This is a genomic window from Spirulina subsalsa FACHB-351 (genome assembly GCF_026130165.1).
In the GTDB taxonomy this organism is placed as follows: Bacteria; Cyanobacteriota; Cyanobacteriia; order Cyanobacteriales; family Spirulinaceae; genus Spirulina_A; species Spirulina_A subsalsa_A.
Genome location: NZ_JAIHOM010000040.1, coordinates 1 through 18,432, shown reverse-complemented (window position 1 = coordinate 18,432; position 18,432 = coordinate 1). Strand labels below are relative to the sequence as shown.

Annotated in this window: 17 protein-coding genes and 2 pseudogenes; 9 read left to right on the top strand and 10 right to left on the bottom strand. The window is 48.2% G+C overall.

Annotation, left to right across the window (positions count from 1 at the left end):
- Positions 1–28 precede the first annotated feature (28 nt).
- A complete protein-coding gene (locus tag K4A83_RS09910; RefSeq protein ID WP_265264344.1) occupies positions 29–670 on the top strand; it encodes a DUF488 domain-containing protein in 642 nt (213 codons plus the stop codon).
- A 6-nt stretch (positions 671–676) separates the two neighbouring features.
- Positions 677–1,120 carry a DUF488 domain-containing protein gene (locus tag K4A83_RS09905; protein WP_265264343.1) on the top strand — a complete coding sequence of 148 codons (444 nt, stop codon included), beginning with the start codon at positions 677–679 and terminating at the stop codon, positions 1,118–1,120.
- Positions 1,121–1,155: 35 nt separating this feature from the next.
- Here K4A83_RS09905 and K4A83_RS09900 read toward each other — a convergent pair whose 3' ends face one another.
- A complete protein-coding gene (locus K4A83_RS09900) occupies positions 1,156–1,662 on the bottom strand; it encodes a type IV pilin-like G/H family protein (protein ID WP_265264342.1) in 507 nt (168 codons plus the stop codon).
- A 103-nt stretch (positions 1,663–1,765) separates the two neighbouring features.
- Positions 1,766–2,311, bottom strand: a complete 546-nt coding sequence (locus K4A83_RS09895; RefSeq protein WP_265264341.1) for a hypothetical protein — start codon at positions 2,309–2,311, stop codon at positions 1,766–1,768.
- 80 nt (positions 2,312–2,391) lie between these two features.
- Here K4A83_RS09895 and K4A83_RS09890 point away from each other — a divergent pair, with 80 nt between their 5' ends.
- From K4A83_RS09890 to K4A83_RS09875, 4 genes are all read left to right on the top strand, one after another.
- The gene (locus K4A83_RS09890; RefSeq protein WP_265264340.1) at positions 2,392–3,375 is read left to right on the top strand and encodes a substrate-binding domain-containing protein; all 984 of its coding nucleotides are present in this window, start codon (positions 2,392–2,394) and stop codon (positions 3,373–3,375) included.
- Positions 3,376–3,547: 172 nt separating this feature from the next.
- A complete protein-coding gene (locus K4A83_RS09885) occupies positions 3,548–4,531 on the top strand; it encodes a FliH/SctL family protein (RefSeq protein ID WP_265264339.1) in 984 nt (327 codons plus the stop codon).
- Between the two features lie 90 nt (positions 4,532–4,621).
- Complete coding sequence (locus K4A83_RS09880) at positions 4,622–5,557, top strand: RpnC/YadD family protein (protein ID WP_265264338.1); 936 nt, start codon at positions 4,622–4,624, stop codon at positions 5,555–5,557.
- A complete protein-coding gene (locus K4A83_RS09875) occupies positions 5,547–6,314 on the top strand; it encodes an RNA-guided endonuclease InsQ/TnpB family protein (RefSeq protein ID WP_407809988.1) in 768 nt (255 codons plus the stop codon). The genes K4A83_RS09880 and K4A83_RS09875 overlap by 11 nt, the downstream gene beginning before the upstream one ends.
- A 51-nt stretch (positions 6,315–6,365) precedes the next feature.
- Here the strand turns inward: K4A83_RS09875 and K4A83_RS09870 are convergent, their stop codons facing one another.
- From K4A83_RS09870 to petC, 5 genes and pseudogenes are all read right to left on the bottom strand, one after another.
- Positions 6,366–7,145 carry a hypothetical protein gene (locus tag K4A83_RS09870; protein ID WP_265264337.1) on the bottom strand — a complete coding sequence of 260 codons (780 nt, stop codon included), beginning with the start codon at positions 7,143–7,145 and terminating at the stop codon, positions 6,366–6,368.
- A 77-nt stretch (positions 7,146–7,222) separates the two neighbouring features.
- Positions 7,223–8,827, bottom strand: a pseudogene (locus tag K4A83_RS09865) (glycoside hydrolase); the annotation flags it as partial.
- A 210-nt stretch (positions 8,828–9,037) separates the two neighbouring features.
- On the bottom strand, positions 9,038–9,922 hold the full coding sequence (locus K4A83_RS09860; protein WP_265264335.1) for a bestrophin family protein: 885 nt from the start codon (positions 9,920–9,922) through the stop codon (positions 9,038–9,040).
- A 255-nt stretch (positions 9,923–10,177) separates the two neighbouring features.
- Positions 10,178–11,167 (bottom strand): cytochrome f, encoded by a 990-nt coding sequence (gene petA, locus K4A83_RS09855; protein WP_407809987.1) that lies wholly within the window; start codon positions 11,165–11,167, stop codon positions 10,178–10,180.
- Positions 11,168–11,212: 45 nt separating this feature from the next.
- Positions 11,213–11,752, bottom strand: coding sequence for a cytochrome b6-f complex iron-sulfur subunit (gene petC / locus K4A83_RS09850; protein ID WP_265264333.1), 540 nt, complete (start codon positions 11,750–11,752; stop codon positions 11,213–11,215).
- A gap of 235 nt (positions 11,753–11,987) precedes the next feature.
- Here petC and K4A83_RS09845 point away from each other — a divergent pair, with 235 nt between their 5' ends.
- Complete coding sequence (locus tag K4A83_RS09845; RefSeq protein WP_265264332.1) at positions 11,988–12,296, top strand: DUF3067 family protein; 309 nt, start codon at positions 11,988–11,990, stop codon at positions 12,294–12,296.
- 222 nt (positions 12,297–12,518) lie between these two features.
- On the opposite strand, the gene K4A83_RS09840 is transcribed toward K4A83_RS09845, so the two are convergent.
- Positions 12,519–14,117 (bottom strand): CHAT domain-containing protein, encoded by a 1,599-nt coding sequence (locus K4A83_RS09840; protein ID WP_265264331.1) that lies wholly within the window; start codon positions 14,115–14,117, stop codon positions 12,519–12,521.
- 132 nt (positions 14,118–14,249) lie between these two features.
- Positions 14,250–16,544 (bottom strand): PP2C family protein-serine/threonine phosphatase, encoded by a 2,295-nt coding sequence (locus K4A83_RS09835; RefSeq protein ID WP_265264330.1) that lies wholly within the window; start codon positions 16,542–16,544, stop codon positions 14,250–14,252.
- Between the two features lie 171 nt (positions 16,545–16,715).
- On the opposite strand from K4A83_RS09835, the gene K4A83_RS09830 reads away from it, so the two are divergent.
- Positions 16,716–17,237: a hypothetical protein gene (locus tag K4A83_RS09830; RefSeq protein ID WP_265264329.1), complete on the top strand. Its 522-nt coding sequence runs from the start codon at positions 16,716–16,718 to the stop codon at positions 17,235–17,237.
- 49 nt (positions 17,238–17,286) lie between these two features.
- Here K4A83_RS09830 and K4A83_RS09825 read toward each other — a convergent pair whose 3' ends face one another.
- Positions 17,287–17,913: a precorrin-8X methylmutase gene (locus K4A83_RS09825; protein ID WP_265264328.1), complete on the bottom strand. Its 627-nt coding sequence runs from the start codon at positions 17,911–17,913 to the stop codon at positions 17,287–17,289.
- Between the two features lie 147 nt (positions 17,914–18,060).
- Between K4A83_RS09825 and K4A83_RS09820 the strand changes: the two are divergent.
- Positions 18,061–18,432 (top strand): annotated as a pseudogene (locus K4A83_RS09820) (hypothetical protein); the annotation flags it as partial.

Below are 18,432 nucleotides of genomic sequence, written 5' to 3'. Positions count from 1 at the left end.
ATAGATTGCGGATTTTCCCTAGACCATCATGGAAACCCTGTATACCCTAGGACACTCAAACCACAGTTTAGAAACCTTAATCGGACTACTCCAACACCATCAGATTCAGGCCGTCGCGGATGTGCGATCGCACCCCTACAGTCGCTATCTTCCCCACTTCAACCAAAACGAACTAAAAACCGCCCTAAAATCCCATCACTTACACTACGTTTTCCTCGGTCAAGAACTCGGAGCAAGACCCAAAGACCTAAGCTGTTACAATAACGGAAAAGCCCTCTATCAACGCATCGCTCAAACCGAACTTTTTCAGCAAGGACTCCAACGCTTACAAACCGGATTACAGACCTATAGAATTAGTCTCCTTTGCGCCGAAAAAGACCCCATCACCTGCCATAGAACCATCCTCGTTTGTCGGCAGATGAAACAATTAACCCCCCATCTCAACATAGAACACATCTTAGCCAACGGCGAGTTAGAATCTCACCTTGACCTAGAAAACCGCCTCCTGCAAACCCAAGGCTTTACCTCCTTATTTCCCCCCCCAAACCAACCCCAACAACTCTCCCTTTTTGACACAATGCAAGCCCCCCCCGACCGGGAGCAATGTTTACAAGAAGCCTATGAGAAACAAGGGGATAAAATTGCTTATATTGACCCAGAACTTGCTTGATTTAACATGAAACAGCTTAATTTATATACTATTGGATTTACGAAAAAAACAGCCGAACAATTTTTTACTACCTTACAAAAAGCCGGAGTTCAGCGAATAATAGATACCCGCTTAAATAATGTCTCCCAACTCGCTGGATTTGCCAAAAGAAAAGACCTTGAATATTTCCTAAAAACCATTGGCAATATCGAATATACTCATATTGTAGACCTTGCCCCAACCCAAGATATATTAGATCAATACAAAAAGCAGAAAGGAGACTGGGACACCTACGAAACTCAATTTAATGCTCTCATTAAAAAGCGTAAAATTGAGCAAAAAGTAACCCCAGAGTTGCTTAATCATGCCTGTTTGCTCTGTAGCGAACCAGAACCCCATCACTGTCACCGTCGCTTAGTTGCCGAATATTTAGAAAAACAATGGGGCAATGTTTTAATTCATCATCTCTAGTCTCTTTTCACCCGCATCAGAACCGCTATTTTGGTTCAATTTACAGACACCGATCCATCAGGACATTTTAACTCTTGACCGGGTTGGGGCTGGGGAGAGAGTTGGGGGGGAGTCTTCGAGGGAGTGCTAGTTTTACACAAATTTACCACCGCGTTAACTTCACTTTCATTCTGTTGGATATAAATAACTCCGGCATAACTTTCGAGGCCTTCCTCTTTCGCTGTTGCCGTCATAATTAAACTTTCGGCAGGTTCTCCATAGGAGACGAGATCATAACGATAGTCGGGGGTGTCTAGTTTCAGATTGAGGGAGAGTTTTTCGAGGGAGGTGGCAAACTCTCCATTGGCTTTGTAGTAGCCTTCTTGCCCTTTAGCAACCGTTTTGAGGAAAAATTGAGCGCGATCGCCACTATCTAGGGGAGGGATTTGGACATTCAACTGACAACTAGCTAAAAATACCAAAGAACCCAGCCACAGCAGTTTATGCCAAGACAACATCCCTTGAGAGGGGATATGAGAGATGAAGGAAGATCGAACAGTCATGCGCTAAAGGTACCCAGCAAAACATTGAGAATCAATAAATTACTCTACAGTGTCTATTCCCTCGATTCCGGTTGTACCAGTCTCCTCTCCGCTTCTCTGCTCACTATTCCGCCGCCGCACCAATAAAAATATGGGTCACTTGATCATCTTCAAACTCAAAAATAATCCCCCCATAAACCGTTCCAGCAATAAAAGTATTGGGATTGTCTGGAGTAACTTGTCCATACTCTTGATAAGCTTGTTCTACCTCAGTCCGAAAACTGCCAATGCCGATATTTTGACGGGTTTTCAAATTACTAGGAGACGATAAAGTTAAGTGTAAAACTCTTTGCTCTCCATCCGATTCTTCCGACTCCATTTGTAGATTAATGCCCTGACTCGGATAGTCCCATTGTTGGACATAGGTACCAATAGCTCCCCAGAAAACCGCCTCACCTTTTTGGGGGGGGTCGCCCAGTTGGTCTACAATAGCGGAAGCGGGTAAACCGACCTTTAACCATCCTCCCAACGTCTCACTCTGCATGAGATCAAAGCCCTCTTCTAAAGAGTTAGACTCATCGGTTGACTCAAGGGGTGCTTTACAGGATTGAAGGGGTAGGGGAAGAGTGAAGAGCAGAAAACCGATCAAGATTAAAGATTTTGGATTCATGATATGTAACAAAAAGAATGCAAGCTCAATAATGCCAATGGAGCGATCGCGCCCTCCCCATTCCTAACTCGTGGAAGACCATGAAACGGACGACTCGAACTATTCTACTGTTTTTTGTTGTTATTGGCTTAGTTTGTTGTCAAACCCTGAACCAGTGGACGGGAACTGCCTCCCCAACGCTCAGGATCGGTTTAGTGACCAATAATTTACAAGCTTTATTTTTCAATCAAATGCTTGAAGGTGCTAAACAAGCAGCACAGGATAATAATATTGAGTTGCTCATCAAAAATCCGAACGGAGATCCCCAACTGCAACGAGATTATATTCAAGAATTTGTGACCAATCAAGTGGATGGGATTATTGTAGTCTCCATTGAATCAGAGTTACTCCAAGAAGCCATTACATCAGCACAACTAGCAGATATTCCCGTCATTGCAGTAGATGGGATTCTAGAACATCCGGGAGTCATCGTTCAGATTGGGGTGGATAATATTGGGGGAAGCCGTCAAATCGCGGGATTTTTTAATCACTGGGCGAGAGAACAGGGTCTAACAGCGGCTCAAATTGGCGTGATCGGTGCTTTTGAGTCTTGGATTCAAAACCAGCGTCAACAGGCCTTTATCGAGCGAGTAACGGGCAATCAGCATCAAATCGTCGCTGTGGTGAATGGGAACAATGAAAAGGCGATCGCCAAACAAGCAGCCGAAGAACTGTTAGCCAATTTTCCTAAACTTGATGCTATTTTTGCCACAGGAGAACCCGCCTTAATTAGTGCGATCGCCCAAGTCCGTTTTCAACGTCAAACAGATCGAACCGTAATTGTTGGCTGGGATCTCAGTCCTGCCGCCATTCAAGGGTTAAAAGAAGGTTTTGTGCTGGGTGTAGTCCAGCAAGATCCTTATCAGGAAGGAGAACAAGGAGTAAAAGTTTTAATCGACCTCCACCAAGGAAAAACCGTCCCCCCATTAATTGAAGTTCCCATTGATATCGTCACCTCAGAAACAGTGAATCAATATGAGGGAGTTTATCGCTGGTCTTGGGAGGACGAGGGAACAGGAATTTAACTTAAATGTCAGTCAAGAAAAGCCCCACACCGTAAACACTATGCACCAACAAAAACATTTCGGTGTGTGATGAATCTCGACCAGCAAACCCTAGTTCTATCTTGTCCTGATTTGAGAAGTAGAACCCAAATCATTACAATGAGCCTAGACCAGTCCATCCCCACCTAACTCTGTGACCCGTTTCCCCCACGACGACTTCGCCAAAAACTACTTAACAGAACTCCTCTCCCCCCTCGGAGAAGTCCAGACCGAACATCCCATTTCCTCAGAAATCCGTTATGTCGATGTTTGGTTTATTCCCCGGACTTCCACCATTCCCCACCATCTCGGTCTGTTAGGAAACTTAGTCAATCATTCAGCTTTATTTGAACCCTTCCGTAATCCCGTGACCCGGCAAAACATCCGCAGTTGCATCAATAAACTCTTCACCATTCAGGAAGGACTCTTACGAGACAATCGTTCTTTACCAGAAAACGAACTACCTTACTTGTGGATATTAACCCCCACAGCCTCCAGTGCCATCCTAGAAGATTGTGCCGCCCTAGAGGAAAATGGGACATCAGGGATTTATCAATTGCCCTTCACCCTGCACACGGGAATCATTGTGATTCATCAGTTACCTGTGACCCCAGAAACCCTATGGTTAAGAATATTAGGGAGGGGAAGAGTGCAACAACAGGCCCTAGAGGAATTACAGAGAATGCCATCAGACCATCCTCACCGAGAAAATACCTTAGAATTGGTGTATAACCTGTTAGCTCAATTAGAAATGCGTCGGGCGCAAGATGAACCGTTAGAGACAGAGGAGGAGGAGCTAATTATGCAGTTATCCCCAGTATATTTACAAAGACTTGAAGAAGCGACTCAACGAGGAGTTGAACAGGGTCTGGAACGAGGTCTGGAACAGGGTCTGGAACGAGGGATTGAACAGGGTCTGGAACGAGGTCTGGAACAGGGTCTGGAACGAGGTCTAGAGCAAGGAACTCAGCAAGAACGACGGGCAACAGTAGAGAGCTTATTACAAACCCGTTTTAACTCCATTGACCCTCAACTGAGAACTATTATTGACTCCATCATCTCCCTCCCCTCTCAAGAATTTATCCCTCTGCTTTTAACCTTATCCCGTGAGGAGTTATTAGAACGATTTAATGCCTGAAACACCTCTATTTTTCAGGCATTAATATCGTTCTCATCGAAGCCCTAGGGGGTACAATGAGCCTAGACCCGTCCATCCCCACCTAACTCTGTGACTCGTTTCCCCCACGACGACTTCGCCAAAAACTACTTAACAGAACTCCTCTCCCCCCTCGGAGAAGTCCAGACCGAACATCCCATTTCCTCAGAAATCCGTTATGTCGATGTTTGGTTTATTCCCCGGACTTCCACCATTCCCCACCATCTCGGTCTGTTAGGAAACTTAGTCAATCATTCAGCTTTATTTGAACCCTTCCGTAATCCCGTGACCCGGCAAAACATCCGCAGTTGCATCAATAAACTCTTCACCATTCAGGAAGGACTCTTACGAGACAATCGTTCTTTACCAGAAAACGAACTACCTTACTTGTGGATATTAACCCCCACAGCCTCCAGTGCCATCCTAGAAGATTGTGCCGCCCTAGAGGAAAATGGGACATCAGGGATTTATCAATTGCCCTTCACCCTGCACACGGGAATCATTGTGATTCATCAGTTACCTGTGACCCCAGAAACCCTATGGTTAAGAATATTAGGGAGGGGAAGAGTGCAACAACAGGCCCTAGAGGAATTACAGAGAATGCCATCAGACCATCCTCACCGAGAAAATACCTTAGAATTGGTGTATAACCTGTTAGCTCAATTAGAAATGCGTCGGGCGCAAGATGAACCGTTAGAGACAGAGGAGGAGGAGCTAATTATGCAGTTATCCCCAGTGTATTTACAAAGACTTGAAGAAGCGACTCAACGAGGAGTTGAACAGGGTCTGGAACGAGGTCTGGAACAGGGTCTGGAACGGGGTTTAGAACAAGGAACTCAGCAAGAACGACGGGCAACAGTAGAGAGCTTATTACAAACCCGTTTTAACTCCATTGACCCTCAACTGAGAACTATTATGGACTCCATCATCTCCCTCCCCTCTCAAGAATTTATCCCTCTGCTTTTAACCTTATCCCGTGAGGAGTTATTAGAACGATTTGGTGCTTGAAAAACCTGTGTTTTTCAGTCGATTTGACCGTTCCCCCCAAACCCCCTTTCGCACAGTTCAATTCATCAGAAACAAAGCTTTAAGACTTTGGATGGATGCTAAACCAGAGGATAAAATAGATAAATATTCTCTCAATAAGTATTGTGCGGTTTTAGCCAAAGAATTTAAGTTCGCTGATGACCTTAACTCTACAGCTAGACAAGCATCGGCAGAAAGGGCATGGTCTGCTATTTCTCGTTTCTATGACAATTGTAAGAAGAAAGGTCAACCCCAATCAAACAACTACAAAAAAGCTAGGAAGAGAGATGCCTTAAAGCATTTAAGAGTAAGTAGACAACGTAAAGGCTTTGTCCAGAGAGAGGCATTGCACGTCATTAAATCTAACGATTTTATCGCCTACGAAGACTTAAATGTTAAAGGACTGGTAAAAAACTCGAAACTAGCTAAATCTATCAATGATGCGGCTTGGTCAACTTTTCGACAAGGGTTAGAGTATTTTGGCTTTAAATATGGTAAGGCTACGGCAGCAGTACCGCCCCATAATACCAGTCAGAATTGTTCTAATTGTGGAGAAAAGATATTTAAATCTCTATGGACAAGAACCCATGTTTGTCCCCATTGTGGTTATGTAGAAGATAGAGATATTAACGCCGCTATCAATATTTTGAAAAAGGGACTAAGTACGGTAGGGCATACCGGAACTCACGCTTGGGGAGAGATTCCCTCTGGCTTGGTTGGATACGTCCTGCCAAGTTAAGGAAACTCGTTGAACCAAGAATCCCTCGCTTTTAGCGATGGGAGTGTCAAGTCAAGGCATCCACTCTAAAATAATCCCCACTCGACTATCTTTTTTTGCCACGGAATTCTGCTTTTGCAAATCCGTTGAGATGCGCAATTGGGGGGTGATGGCATAACCGACGGAAAGGGTAGTAATGCCTACTTCATCGCTACTGCCGGGAGAGACAAAGGTTTGAGTTAAGGAAAGATCGGCCGCCCCGGTGCGGGAGGGAATTAATTTCAGTTTTGCTCCTACATTGATCCCATCGGTTTGATACGCTCCCGTGGTGATGTTGCGATAGCCTAAAACTGGGGCAATATTTACCCGACTGCCCAAGGGGAGAACATAATAACGCAAATCTCCCCCCCAAGTGGTGCGATCGCCTTTAAAGGTTCCTTGATACTCTGCACTAACGGTTAGCCCTGTTTTGCCCAGAAACACATCCTCCACCCCAATGGTCCACCCACTGCGATGATGGGTAGAGGGAAACTGACTATAACCCAGACGCACACGGGTTTTAAAGCTGGGATCATGGCGGATATCGTGGAGGACATCGGGGATTTCTTCAGACCACCGTTGCAACACCGGACTTTCATCTAAAATCTCTGGCTCAATGTCCAAGGGGGTGGATGGGGGGGCGGATGCTTGTGTGATCCACTGTTTTGATGCGTTTCCAAGGGTTTGGAGGGGGGGAGATGAAGGATTCCCCCAAACAGGGTCAACTGCCCCGAAAATGACGCTAAACAGGGCAACTACGCCCCCGGCTTTTCGACCTTGACTCACAAAAACACTCGCTAAAAAACCAACCATAGACAACCTTTTACTTTTCACTGATTAATTTCCGTTCTGCCTGTTCCCCACTTTTGAGGTGGATTCTAATCTAACAACATGGGTTCATTGAGTGCCTGATAAATAGCGCGGAGATGGTCGAGAAAAACTTGCTCAAATAGTTCTTCATAGGGGGCGGCGTTGCCTTTACCGAGCCACCAAAACCAATCGGAACCCTCGGCCGCGTCGAGGGCCTCCCAAGCCTCTGGATGGGTTTCTGGGGTGGCTTCGGGGTGATTGGCCAGGGTTTGGCGGGCAGCTTGGAGTAATTCCCAAGCGCGATTTTTGGCGGGGTGGCCGATCCAAGTGGTAAAGTTGCCATCAACCCAGGAGCCACTGTGCAGTTGTTCGGCCGGGAGGGTGACGGTGGGGGGGAATTGTTGGAGAAATTCGCTGACGGTAACTAATTTTAACTGGGGATGGTGGCTTAATTGGGCGTAAAGATGGTTGAGGAAGGGGCCGCCATCTTGGGGGTAATATTCCCAACAGTTTTCCCCGTCTAGGGCGATGGTGACTAGCCAAGGGTCTGGGCTAGACTGGTTTTGCTGTTGTTGTGCTATGGCCTCTAATCGTTGGATTAAGTCCCGCGCTGCGGTTTCTGGGGACATTCGGCCATAATCAAAGCCAATCCGATCGGAGAGTGTATGATCCCGAAACACCATTGCTAAGTCCCCTTGGGGGGTTGTAATTCGGTAGGGACGATACAACAGTTCTGGGTCAGTGAGGCGACCTTGGTCATCTCGGTGGAAAAAGTGGTTCAAAGTCCAACCTAACACAGCTTCATCGGAGCAGAGCCACTGAAAGCCCTGTTGGGCGATGGGGGGTAATATGGCAGGACTGACGGCCTGTTCTGAGGGCCATAATCCTAAAGGAGGATGACCAAAGCGATCGCCGTAAATTGTCCCAGCTTTCCTTAAATGTCGCTCTATATCTTGGGACCACTGAAAGGCCGGGGAAGGCAAGGTCAGATCAGGCTGTGTCACTTGTGCGGCGTTGGTATCAGCCAGTAGGGGTAATAGGGGGTGAGCATAGGGAGAGGTGATAATCTCTAACTGTCCCTGTTCCTGCATTTGGCGGTGTTTGGGCAGGATTTGGCTCATGATTTGCCGTTGTTTTTGCCAAATGGCCTCGCGATCGCCTAACGTAAAATTCCGCCCCTGTTTAAACCAGTGCGCTATCTCTGGATCATCCCAAAACAGGGGATCAATCCAAGCTAAATCATGCCAGGCCATCAGATCCCCATAATCTTGGGTCTGCCAATGGGTTAAACACCAATCTTCCCCCTCCGTTTGCCATTGGTCGTATAGCTCCTGATAGCGGGCATGGGGGGCGATAATATGGGGGGCATAACCTCGGAAAAAATTGGCCAACACATAGCGCTGATCTACTTCGCTAAAATAGTGTTCATCACTGAGGGAAAAGGCTAAATCTTCATCCTTGGCCTCGCCGTTAATATAGGCCTCTAGTTGCAAAATGAGAGAAGGGGTAAGGTTAATGGTTTGATGGAGTTGGGGATAGGCTTCTAGATGTAAAATCAGGTCTAAATAGTCTTTGGTGGCGTGTTGTCGCACTGAAGGGACAACATAATTTTTGCGGCTAGAACAAGGGCGATAAAAGGGTTGATGTTGATGCCAGATAAAGGCGATATAGAGAGGGTGAGTCATAGGGAATAGGGGAAAGGGGGAGCAGGGGAGCAGGGGAGCAGGGGATTTGCGGGAATCAGGAATAATTGTCAATTATCAATTGTCAGTCCCCTGTTCCCTTATTGAGGATACAGGATAGAGGAAAATTCTCTCTTTTCTTCCCTCTGCCCTCTTGCCTCTGTTTTTCGAGAGGGTAGCGACGGTTGAAAATATTGCCCCTTAAAAATTTTTTTAATCAACTGGTTTGGGGACTTCCTCGGAGTTAGAGTGAGTAAATTCCTCAATATTCTGGATAATCGTATCGCAAATTTTATCTAAGGGTAAATCATTGGGGTCATAACCAAAGGGATTTTCGATTTCTACCCCAATTTCCTCAATGCCAAACAACGCAAAACTGATGATAGCAACAAAAATCCCTGTAGAAAAACCTAGTTCTTGGACTACCTGAAAGGGCAACAGTAGGCAGTAGAGGAGAATCAGTTGATTGAGATGAATGACGTAAGCTGGGGGAATGGGTGTCTTTAAAATCCGTTCGCACCCGCCCACATTATCCATTAAACGAGTCATAAGACTATGAATACTAGCCAGTTGGTTTACTGTTAAAAGACCTCGATTGTATTCTTGCTGTAAATAATCCCCTAACCAGTGGGTAATTTTGAGGGGCATATTGTCAGTATTTTGCAAAACTTGGTATTGAGAGGGGGAAACCCAAGGTTTTAACTCTTCATTAGGTGCTTCATAACGCAGATGGCGTTTTTTGGCGATCGCAAAGGCAGATAGTAAGTGTAAGGCTTGAATTTTGCGATCGCGATCCCCCGGTTCAACTTCCTTAAGGCTGACAGACAATTGCCAAGCTAAATTGCGAATTGTATTGACAGTGCTGCCCCAAAGTTTTCGACCTTCCCAAAATCGCTCATAAGCGGTATTCGTTCTAAAAACAAGCAGTAAACCTAAAACAATACTGGGAATGATACCGCCTAAAATCGGTTCAGAAACCGGCCATTGATTCGAGTACAGGAAAGAAACCAGCAGACCAAATAACCCACAAAGTAGGGATCGTTTCCAAACTCCCTGAAAAACAGAACCTTTGATGCTAAAGGTTTTTGTTAGCCACATACTTTTAAAGTTAAATGATTTTGTTTTTTGCATTGACCAATAATCAATCATTCATGGGTAATTGAGTGAATATTACTCGGAGGTAGATGTCAACTATTCTCAGGAAGATTCTACCATCCCATTGACAACTCCCCGCCCTACAAGGGACGGGGATTCCATCTATTTCAACAGGTCAAAAAATAACCCACAAAAAAAGGGCTTAAACAGTTGCCATTCAACAATGTTTAAACCCTAGGGGAAAATCTAAAAAATCGATTAGATGTTCATTTCTGCCGCTTGGACTCGTTCGATTTGTTTCTTCTTCAGGGCGAGGAACATTTGACTTAAGGCAATACCCACAAAGAAGAGTAATAACCATTTAATCCGGGCGGGATCTTGTAGGACAATTTCTGAATCTTCTTGACCAAAACCACCCACATTAGGATTAGTGGTTAACTCTTGACCTGCTTCAACGGTTTGACCTGCGGTTACAATTAATTCAGGCCCAACGGGAATGTTTTCGACAACGGTTTTGCCGTCGGCGGCGGTAATTGTCACCGTTGCGCCAACGCCTGCCTCTTCGGTAATGTCGCTAATAGTGCCAGCCACAGGAGCAGTAAAGACGTTATTATTGCTCTTGGCTCCTGTGGGGTACAGTTGACCGCGACCACGGTTTGCACCCAAGTGAACGGGATATTTCCCGAAGTGCAGGTTTTTATCAGTTTTGGGGTCAGGAGAAAGGACGGGGAAGGTGATCTCTTGGTATTGTTCCCCGGGTAAAGGCCCGACGATGACGACGTTCTCTTGATCGGCGGTGTAGGATTGGAAGTAAAGACCGCCCACTTTTTCCTGCATTTCTTCAGGAATCCGGTCGGGGGGGGCGATTTTGAAGCCTTCGGGCAGCATTAATACCGCTCCGACGTTTAAACCGCCTTGGGAACCGTCTCCTAGGACTTGTTGGCTGTTTAGGTCGTAGGGAATTTTAACGACGGCTTCAAATACGGTGTCCGGTGCAACGGACATGGGAAGTTCCACTTCTGCGGGTTTTTCGGCGAGGTGGCAGTTGGCGCACACGATTCGCCCGGTGGCTTCGCGGGGGGTTTCCGGGGCGGTTTCTTGCGCCCAGAAGGGATAAGCGCCCGCACTTTGGGGGGCAATTAGATCACTGGTCAAGAAGACTGCAACGGTTGCCACGACTAAGATGGTCAGTTTTACGGCAACCTGCTGACTCATGCGCAGCAAGTTTAAAAAGGAGGGTGTTCTCATCTCTACATCAAAAGCTCTCAAATTGATATGGCAAGGTCTGGGGATTTATGCCCACCAAGGATTTTCGTTGGTGCGGAAATCGGTTTCTGTCCAGGGGGTATATTCTACTGTGTCCTCGTCGGTGACTGTGGCATGGGCTAAGGCTAAGGACAGGGGCGCGGGGCCTCGGACGACTTTGCCTTCTGCATTGTACTGGGAGCCGTGACAGGGACACATGAATTTGTTGGCGCTGGCGTTCCAAGGTACGACACAACCGAGGTGGGTACAGATGGCGTTTAAGCCGTAGGAGGCCAGGGTAGCATCTTCTTGGACGATGAGGTAGGTGGGATCTCCTTTGAGGCCTTGGGTCAGGGTGCGATCGCCGGGTTTGTGTTCGGCTAAAAATTCGCTAACTTTCACGTTATTCCCTAGGGCATCTTTGGCGGTGACTCCACCCCCGGCTGCACCACTGGAGGGAGGAATAAAATATTTAACAATGGGATATAAAGCGCCTAATGCGGTTCCGGTGATCGTGCCGAAAGCCAGCAGGTTCATGAATTGGCGGCGACCCATGCTAGGGACATCGGAAGCGGGAATCTGTGTCATAACTAAACGCTAGAGTTTATACTTTTGTAAAGAATGTAAAGAATCCTGAAGACTTTCTCAGAATCCTGCCAAGTTATGCTAAACCAAACTCAGCGAGCAAGCGTATTAGGAGTTGAATAGGGGTTCGCTGTTTAAAAAGCGTTACAACTCTTTGTATTAAATTATTACAGAAAAGGGGCATTCACAGGGGATAACCTGAAGATCAAAAGATTGTGCAGTAGATGAGGCGATCGCGATGACCGGACAAGAACTCCAGCAACTCTTACAGGCCAAGTGGGGCTGTTCCTACGATGTTCAAATTCGGCGAATTAAGGGCAAGATATATGTTCAGGTGATGTGGAAGTATCTGGAACAGGCTTCCTTTCCCCTCTCGGCACTGGAGTATGAGGAACATTTAAATGCGATCGCCCAGTATCTCAATGGCTGGGGTGTAGTAGAACAGGTCAAGCAGACTATTGAGAATAGTCGAGAGCGTCCCCGTTTAGGGAAAGCGGTGAGCATCCCCCTAGATTTAGGGGAACGAGCTTCTGAGTGGATGGTTTAGTGGGAATTGATAATTGATAATTGATAATTGACATGAGAAACCGGGTTTTTGCTAGGGTGTATCGAGAAAACTAGACAATGAATGCAACCCGGTTTCTGGCTAAAGTTAGTCAAAGTTAGTCAATGACATTACACCCGACTCCCCTGCTCCCCTGCTCCCCTGCTCCCCTGCTCCCCTGCTCCCGACTCCCGATTCCTGGATTACCTGACCTTGAGAGTCTAATCACCCCTCAACGACAAATTCGAGAATCTGACCTTGACTACTGCCGAGTTTAATTTGGGTGCCGGAGGGGAGGGGGATTTCTTGACGGTGGACCGTGCGCCACCCTTGGCTATCCTGGATCAGGGTGCCATAGCGAGAAAAGTCCCGGAGGAAGTAATTAGGGCCATTGCCAGAGGTGGTAAAGGTTTCCCGATAGAAAATTTCGGCGTGTTCTTGACTGACCCAACGCTCTTGAATGACCACATCATTGGTAGGATGACGGCCAATGCGTATTAATCCCCCCTGCACTGGCCACACGCGGTGATGATCTTGGAGCGATCGCAAATTGGCCTGGGGTAGAGTGACAGAAGTCCCGGGGAGAATGGTGGGGAGTTCGGTAATTCCTTCCCCTAAAACCTGCACCAATTCACCGTTAAACTCCGGGTGCATATAGAGAATGGGTAAAGTCCAAGCGGGTTGGTTAAACTTGTAGAGAGTGAGGAGTTGTTGACGGGCGATCGCAACAGCCTGATCAATGGGCATCCGTTCCGAGAGAGCCTCAGTAAAAGCCTGAATAAAACTTAACGCCTCTTGATCGGCAATAGAATCCCGCATAGCCAACACCGCAGGCACCCCATGATGAATCAACACCTCAGCCAAACTACTGCGGGGAATTGTTTGCTCGTCCACTTGATCCGGTTGCGCCCCCCAACAGGCATTAAATAACGCCAAGGTTACTTGATTGCGGACTAAAATCTGGGCTAATTCCGTACCGTTAATCGTGGCATCCTGACGTAGGTAGAGTAACCCCCCATCCGGTGCGGGAGTCCCATGTCCCGCGTAGAAAAACACATTGTAACGACTGCGTTCTAGGGCTTCAATCAATTGACCGCGAGTGGGTTGGAGGAGGGGGGTGACATAGGTCGGGACAGGATAATGCGATCGCTCATACTTCGCCTGTCCCGTCCGTTGTTCAATAAACCGCGACAACGTAGCCGCCTCGGCATCTAAATCCAAAGTATCTTGAGAAGGATAAGAACTTTCCCCTAAAACTAACAAAATTTGTAGCCGATCTTGAGTCCCTTGAATACTCAAAGGATCCACATCGCTCGTCGTGCGACTAAACAATAACTGTTGATTCAACGAAATCGCTTGTTTCCCCGCTCCCGGCTGCATAATCTCCCAAGGCAGAGGAATTAAATTGGGATCCCGAATATCCAACCGGAGACGCAACGCCTTCCCTTGTCCAATGGCCACCCCCTGACTCTGCATCAACGTCTTACCAATCGCCCCAGCAAATAACCACTGCCACAAACTAATCCCCAAATCCTGCATCAACCGCCCGCCAATATTCTGAGGCGTTCCCGACCACTCCTCCAATAAAAATCCCACCTCCAGATCCACATTGTCATGAATCACAGGCAAATGAGGCCCCATCGCTAAAGAAAACATTTGTTGCCAAGCCAACCATTGCCGGGTTAACTCCGGCGGCCACTCAGAGTCGTGGTGAACATAGCCATCGGGAACCGGGGCTTTAATCACCCAAATCGCATAATTTGTGTGTCCGGCCGTTTGGAGACGGGTAAGCGCCAAACTCAAACAAGGGGTTTCTTCAGACATTCCAAGCAATGGGTTAACAATGGATTTTCGCAGTGGTTTGGGGGACAGGCTGAATCTCTCCGGAGTGATAAAGCCCTTCAGAACAACTCCCAACCCAAACCCGAGATCAACAAACAGAAGGGGCGTTGGTTATTATTCAGGGAGACAATCAGTTACGGGCGCAACAACTGTCACTAGAAGCATTTGAGCCTCCCTTGTTAAGTCCACCCGCATCCAACCCACCTTGAACTCTTCTTCTAATTCTCCCTCATTGGGGGGCATCGGGGAATCTGGGGAGGTGATTCCGGGGGAGGGTGGGGTCGTTTCCTCCGGGTTTATCCCCTCCTCCCTCGGGGAGGGTAAACAATGACGGAATTGAATCCAAGTCACTTGTTCCCCACGGGTGCTACGACTACGGATTTGTAAGGGAGTCTGGGGGGGGATTGTTTGGGGATTGCTCACCACCTCTGGGCTGGGATATAGCTCTACAGAACGCTCAAAAACAACCCACTGGTTTAAGCTGACTTCGGTAATAGATTGGGTGGGTTGGGGGAGGGTAGTGGGGGGCGATATTGGGGGAGGGGAAGCTACCGGGGGACGGGCGGGACTATTGCCCAACAACCGATCCGCCTGTTGCCGCATTTCGGGGAACATGAACCAAGAGAGAGAACCGAGAGCCAGGACTAAACCCAGTAAAATTCCTCCCGCCAGTAGGGAACGCTGTACCCAGTTTAAACGGGGTTTGAGCTTTAACATGGGTTCGGTGGGTTCGTCCAACGGGGCGGGGGTTTGGGTCTTGTGGTAGATGGAGGGGGCGGGAAGTTCGTGTAAGGGGGGTAAGGTGATCAGGTTACTCCCGGTGGCGGGTTTGGCTTGAACTTGACAATGGACTAGGGCAATGGTGATGTTGTCGTGGCCGTTTTTGGTTTGACCAATTTCCATTAAACGGTCGGTGACGGTTTTGAGATCCCGTTTTTCGGTCAAAATGGGCAGAATTTCTGTCGCCCAGTATTGATCTACCCGATCATCATCACTCAAACCGTCGGAACACAGCAGGAAAACGGAGTCTTCGTCAATGATCACCCGCCCAACGTTGGGATAAAGACGGGTGGAGGCGCTCATGCCTAATGCTTGGACTAGGGCTCCGGCGTTGGGGTAGGAGACGGCATCGAGATAAAGGGCATAGCCTAAGCGCACTTCTCGGGAGGCAATATCATCATCAAGGGTGAGTTGATGACAACCGGAACGGGTAATCCAATAAATGCGGGAGTCGCCCACATGGGCGCAAAACATTTGATGTTGATGGGAAAGGGTCATGACGAGGGTGGTTCCCATGCGTTTGCGCATCTGGCGCTGTTCGCTGTCGTTCCGTTGGCTGATTAGATCATTGGCGCGGGAAATGGCTGTTTCGAGGAGTTCGGTGATGATTTCGGGGGATTGGGCTGGGGGTTCGGCTAACAGGGGTTGTACGCTCTGCTGGAGGGCTTCTATGGCTAATTGGGAGGCGATTTCTCCTCCGTCATGACCGCCGATGCCATCACAAACAATGGCGAGGCTATTTTCCCCTTGGGCGAGGGATTGACGGGTGTTATGGGGGGGGTAACAGGCATCTTCGTTATGACTACGGGAGGGGCCGGCATCGGTGGCGGTGGAGAGGTGATGTTCCTGTTGACGGGCTTGGGTGGCTTGGGCGATCGCCTGATCCAAGACATAGATCAGTTGGTGGGAGTCGCTAATCTTGCCATTTTGTAAGGCTTCAGCCAGTTGTTGAATAAATTTACGAATCAGGGGAGAGGCGAGGGGTTGCCAAGTGAGCCACAGTTGCCCCAGATGGCTCAGGGTGGGAATTTCGGGGTTCTCACGGCGAGTATCGCCTTGGAGTTCGGCCAGTTTCAAAATTTGCCCTTGAACCCTGATTAGGGCGGGACTGAGTAAGCTGGACACTACGCCTTGATTTTCGAGGGGTTCCCACAGTTGGGCGATTTGCCACAGCCAATTGAGTTGGCGGACGGCGGTGGCGTGGGGCCATTGTTGTAGGAGGGAGGGGAGAATATGCCCGGTGCTGAAGTCGGGGGCGTTGGGGAGGGTGCCGTATTCTAATAACCAGGTGGGGGTGGGTCGATTGGCCAAGGAAATAATGCCGTAAACTTGGGGCAAATGGAGGCGATAGGGGATGAGTTTTAGGTAAGGTGCGATCGCCTCGGGAATATCCTCGGGTGGAGTAGGCGATTCGGCGGGTTTCGTATCCAGAACAATCCGCGCTTGACAGACTTGATAACGCTCTTCTAATAGGGTCCCCTGAGCCACATCTCGTACATCTCCCCCAATCATCCATAAATACCGTCGCAGTAACGGCGTACTACAAGCTTGACAAAATTTATGATTCAGGTCATTTGCTGCTTGACACTTGGCATCCGAGCAGTAAAGGGCAACCGCAGGATTATTCATGAGAAATCTGGACGATAGGGGGCAATGGCTTTAGAAGGTTTTCCAACAAACTATCCACACCAGTCGAGACGCTTTCGGGAATGGCCAATCCGCGAAAGTGCCTATCTTCCAGTGTACCGAAAAAGTCCGGTTAAAATGAAGACAACCAAATGCTTCTACTGGGGTGTGTGTATGAACGTTTTGTGTTTTCTGGCGATCGCAACCCTGTGTCTAAATCCAGTTGCTGTTTCCCTGAGTCCCGTAACGATAGAAGTGTCTTCCCCCCCGGCTCAAACCTATGCGGACTCTGCCTTTTCCCAAGGCTACGATCTCGGCTATACCTTGGGGTTACACCAAGGGGAATTAGACCGGAGTCACCAGTTAGACTACGATCCCACGATTCTGGGCATTGGAGACATTTTAGAAGGAGAAACAGATCAAAGGGCGATCGCAGGCTATAAAGCCGGATTTTTAGCCGGGTTTCACGATGGATTCTATAACCACGCGAACTTGACCTCAAATGAGGTAGAAGAATTTGAAGATGGCTATAATCGCGGTTATCAAATGGGCTTAAAAGAAGGTCGGTCCGCTCAAACTCAAGGACTGGAATATCAACCGAATCCCCCCTCTAGTGTGGTGTGGCTACCTCAATATCTTAGTGGGTATTTAGTGGGCTATTGGCAAGGTTTTGAGCAAGGATGGGAGAACCCGTGAACTACCCCACCCTGCCGTTGGCGAGGAAGGGGAATTCAGCAACATTTTGTTAAAACTCCGGATTCGGCTTTCCATAAGCCTCCCAAGCCAAATCCACCAAACCATTGATCAACGCCACCGCCACCACAGCACTCCCCTTGCGGCCATTGATGCGAATATTGGGAATCATAGAATCCTGTAACCGTTCCTTTGCCACATCCGCCCCCACAAAACCAGACGGAGTACCAACCACCAAAGCCGGGCGAATTTCCTCCGACTCAATCAACTCCACCAAAGCCGTTAAAGCCGTTTGGGACTGACCAATCACAAAAATTCCCTCGGGATAACGGCGCGCTAGGGTCTGAATTCCCCAAGCCGCTTGGGTTTTTTCCTTTTGGGGGCGAGTGATGGTTTCTAGGCTACAATAGACCGGATTGGCGAAGGTTTCTTGAAGGGCTAAAGCAATCCCCACCTGAACCATCGGGACATCTACAACAATGGTACTCCGGGCAGCCAAAGCCGCCGCTCCCGCTTGCAGCGATCGCTCCGAAAAGCGAATCAAAGACTTATACTCAAAATCCGCCGTCTCATAGATGACACGACGCACAAGTTCATACTCTGCCGGGGCGAAAATATGTTCACCAATCTCCTGATCAATAATTGCCAAACTTTGCGCGTCGGTTGTGTGCCACTCCATTGTTAATACTCAAATGATTAGGACGTAATATTGTACCGCCTTCCATGGTATATCCAGAGTTTCCAACAAATATGTTAAAACAGGAAACAACTCCAGATTCTTTGAGGTCTGAGACAAGAGAGCGCCGACAACCCCCCTTTCTGTTCCATGTTTGAGAACGCTGCCACAGATATTCCTGCCTCCTCCTCTAAACTCACCACCCCCCCCTGGTTACGTTTTCTGTGGCGACCCATGTTGCTCATTTCCTTGGGTCTACATGGTGGGATTTTATTCCTCCCCCTTCAGGAAGACTCCCCCCAAACTCAAGCTAAAATTAACGACGAAGACCTGATTAAGATTACCCAGTTACCCTCCCGTAGTGTAGATATTCCCCCCATTCCCGAAGCGGAAACCCCCTCCCCCCCTGACCTTCCACCTACTCCCCAACCGGAACCCTCCCCCAGTCTACCCAGTTGGACTCCTCCCCCCTTGAACCTCCCCAGTCCAAGGTTCGAGATTCCCTCCTTTTCCCCACCCCCT